The organism is Streptomyces mesophilus, from assembly GCF_011044995.1.
GTDB classification, from domain to species: domain Bacteria; phylum Actinomycetota; class Actinomycetes; order Streptomycetales; family Streptomycetaceae; genus Streptomyces; species Streptomyces mesophilus.
In genome coordinates this window covers 1-3,193 of record NZ_JAAKZW010000408.1, presented here as the reverse complement: position 1 = coordinate 3,193, position 3,193 = coordinate 1, and the positions used below count along the sequence as shown (strand labels likewise).

Below are 3,193 nucleotides of genomic sequence, written 5' to 3'. Positions count from 1 at the left end.
GTGGGGGCAAGGTGTGCTCCAGGTCGTCCAGTGCCTTGCGGGCGTGGGCGATGCGGGCGCGGAGGCGGTCCGGGTCCACGGACTCGGCGGCGGTCGTGGTGGCAGGGGGAGGGGCCGGGGCGCCGTCCGAGGGGCTTCTGATCTGACGTTCCTGCTCGCGTGCCTGCTCCAGAGAGTTGATCACCACTCCGATCAGCAGGTTGACCAGGAGGAACGAGCTGAAGAGCACATACGAGCCGTAGTAGAGGAAGGACCAGGAGGAGATCTCCTGGCCCGCCTGAACCGCCTCACCGAGACCGTCGAGCGTCATCAGCACGAAGAGGGTGAGCGCCGCCCGGCCCAGGGTGCCGTATCGCTCCGGGTCCTCGGCACCGAAGCAGATCCAGCCCAACATCGCGTACAGGTACAGGACAAGGCTGCCGACCATCAGGAAGCTCGCCGTTCCGGGCGCGCTCTTGCCGAAGGCAAGCAGGATGACGCGGAGCTGGGGCAGGAATCTGGCGGTGCGCAGGACCCGGACGAGGCGCAGAAGACGCAGGACCGTGGTGTTGTCGCGGGTCACCGGCAGGAACGCGCACAGGACGACGAGCGTGTCGAAGATGTTCCAGGGACTGCGGAAGAAGTCGGCGGGGCGATCCGCATGGGCGGCGGCGCGCAGGAGGATCTCGGCCGTGAACAGCGCGAGGAACCCGTGCTCCAGGACGGCCAGTTGGCCATTCCAGCGCTCGGCCAGACCGCTGTAGGTCTCCACACCGAGGACCGTCGCATTGCTCAGGATCGCAATGACGACCACCGCGGAGAACCAGTCCGCCTCCACCAGAGTGCGGGCCCTTGCGGCCAGGGCCCGGCGTCGCCGGAGGCCGTGTTCGGTGCGCAAAGCTGTACCAGCCCCTCTGTTTCTGCCGCGGCTTCCTCGTGCCGGGCTTCTTCATCCCCGGCCTGCTCGTCCCCGGCTTGTTCGTCCCCGGCCTGTTCGTCCCCGGCTTCTTCGTCCCCGGCTTGTTCGTCCCCGGCCTGTTCGTCTGCGGCCCTGCTCGATATCTCTCCCTGTCCACTGGCCCGGCCAGGCATGCGCTCAGCCGCCATTGCCCTCTCCAATGCGCGGGTGTACGCCTTCCCGGGCTCCCAGTGATCCCGTACGCCGTCCCCCGTTCGGAGCAATGCCATGTCTACGGGAGCCGCCGGCGGAGATCCCGAAAGGGGACAGCGCCCACTTCGGGGAAGGGACCTCTCGGATGCCGACCCAGGCCGATGCCGGAGCGAACAGCGAATCCGTACCGTCCGTATCCAGAGAACGGAATCCGATCGAAGCGGCCTATCGCGTCGTATTCGATGCTTTCGACGACGACAGGAGCGAGACGCTCTCGCGCCGTGAACTGGTCACCCATCTCACCGAGGTCGGCATTCTGGAGGACGACCCGCGCATTCAGGGAATCCTGGCGGCGACTGCCGACGGCGACAGCGGGGAGAACACACGGGAGATGAACTTCAGGGAGTTCATCTCCCTCATCAAGGAGCACAGCGGGCTCATCCAGCGCGCCATGCAGGGGCAGTTGGCCGTACCGGACTTCGCGGGGCTCGTCGGCGACGTGCACCGGATGTACCGGGAGATCCTGCCCGTCAGGTCGGGGGCGGTGGCCGACTACATTCCGCAGCTGGCCCGGGTGAACCCCGAGCAGTTCGCCATCTCGTTGTGCACGGTGGACGGCCAGCGCACCTCCGTCGGCGACGACGACGTGCCGTTCTGCGTCCAGTCGGTATCAAAAACGGTCAGCTACTGCCTTGCCCTCGAAGAGCACGGCGTCGACCTCACCCACGGGCACGTCGGGCGCGAGCCGAGCGGGCAGAGCTTCAACGAACTCACCCTCAACCGGCAGGGACGGCCGCACAACCCCATGATCAACGCGGGCGCCATCATGTGCTGTTCGCTGATCCGCCCCGAACTGGCGCCCGCCGACCGTTTCGACCATGTGGCACGAACCTGGCAGCGGCTCGCCGGCGGGCGGCGTACCGGGTTCAACAACGCCGTCTATCTCTCCGAACGGCAGACCGCGGACCGGAATTTCGCCCTCGGCTACTCCATGCGGGAGAACCGGGCGTTTCCGAACGGCACCAATCTCCAGGAGACCCTGGAGTTCTATTTCCAGTGCTGCTCGGTGGAGTTGGACGCGCGGATGCTGAGCGTCGTGGCCGGGACCCTCGCGGCAGGGGGCGTCTGTCCGCTCACCGGGGACCGGGTGTTCAGTGAGGAAACCGTCCAGCACTGTCTTTCGCTGATGGCGACCTGCGGCATGTACGACTTCTCCGGAGAGTTCGCCTTCACGGTCGGGCTGCCGGCGAAGAGCGGGGTTTCGGGGGCGATGATGATCGTCATTCCGCAGCTGATGGGCATCTGCGTATGGTCACCACGCCTCGACGAACTGGGCAATTCCGTAAGGGGAATCGAGTTCTGCCGAAAACTCGTGGCGGAGTACCAGGTGCATCCGCACGCGGCGATGGAATCGCAGACCACGCGCAAAGATCCGCGCAAGCGGCGCAACCAGAGTTCCGTGGAGAGCGTCGTGGCGCTGTGCTGGGCCGCGAGCCAGGGCGATCTCGACGAGGTACGACGCCTCTCGGCGGCCGGCACCGATCTGGGCGCCGCGGACTACGACGGACGCACCGCACTGCATCTGGCCGCCTCCGAAGGACGCATCGACGTGGTCCGCTATCTCCTCGCCCGCGGCGTCCCGCCGGCGCCGGCGGACCGCTGGGGCGGAACACCCCTGCACGACGCGGAACGTGAGGGGCACGGAGAGACCGCCACGCTGCTGCGGGAGGCCGGGGCGGACGCGAGCCCTGCCCCAGGTGGGCAGCCGAGCCCCGATGCGAGTACGGACTCCGCACGCGCCGTTCCAGGCACCCCGCCCCGCCCGCGGTCCGGCAAGAGCGGCAAGTCGGGTCTGTCCGGCAGCAGTTCGGGCCAGACCGGAAGTGGGAGGTGAAGACTCACCGCACCGCCCTGGCCGCCCTGGTCCTCGCGACGGTGTTCCTGGCCGGTCCCCTCCTGACCGCCGCGCAGGCCGGCCCCGCCGACGAGGGCTGCGGGTATACGGGCACGGAACTGGATCTCGACGAGCTCGGGCGGATCGCCCGCGAACAGGACGTGGAGGACGCGGTGCGCCGGGCCGGCAACCCACGGCCCGCCCCGCCC

At 68.1% G+C, this 3,193-nt stretch carries 3 protein-coding genes; 2 read left to right on the top strand and 1 reads right to left on the bottom strand.

Features of this window, described 5'->3' with window-relative positions; all coding sequences use genetic code 11:
- Positions 1–877: ion transporter (locus tag G6045_RS40000; RefSeq protein WP_165337158.1), on the bottom strand; the 877-nt coding region annotated here is incomplete at its 3' end.
- Between the two features lie 358 nt (positions 878–1,235).
- Here G6045_RS40000 and glsA point away from each other — a divergent pair.
- Together glsA and G6045_RS39990 are read left to right on the top strand one after the other, a co-directional pair.
- Positions 1,236–2,984: a glutaminase A gene (gene glsA / locus G6045_RS39995; protein ID WP_165337157.1), complete on the top strand. Its 1,749-nt coding sequence runs from the start codon at positions 1,236–1,238 to the stop codon at positions 2,982–2,984.
- Positions 2,981–3,193, top strand: a 213-nt coding sequence (locus G6045_RS39990) for a hypothetical protein (protein ID WP_165337156.1), incomplete at its 3' end; no start/stop codon positions are given. The genes glsA and G6045_RS39990, both read left to right, overlap by 4 nt.

Bases quoted from the DNA above. Each gene is read 5' to 3' on its own strand.
- glsA (WP_165337157.1), top strand. From the start codon at position 1,236: ATGCCGACCCAGGCCGATGCCGGAGCGAACAGCGAATCCGTACCGTCC.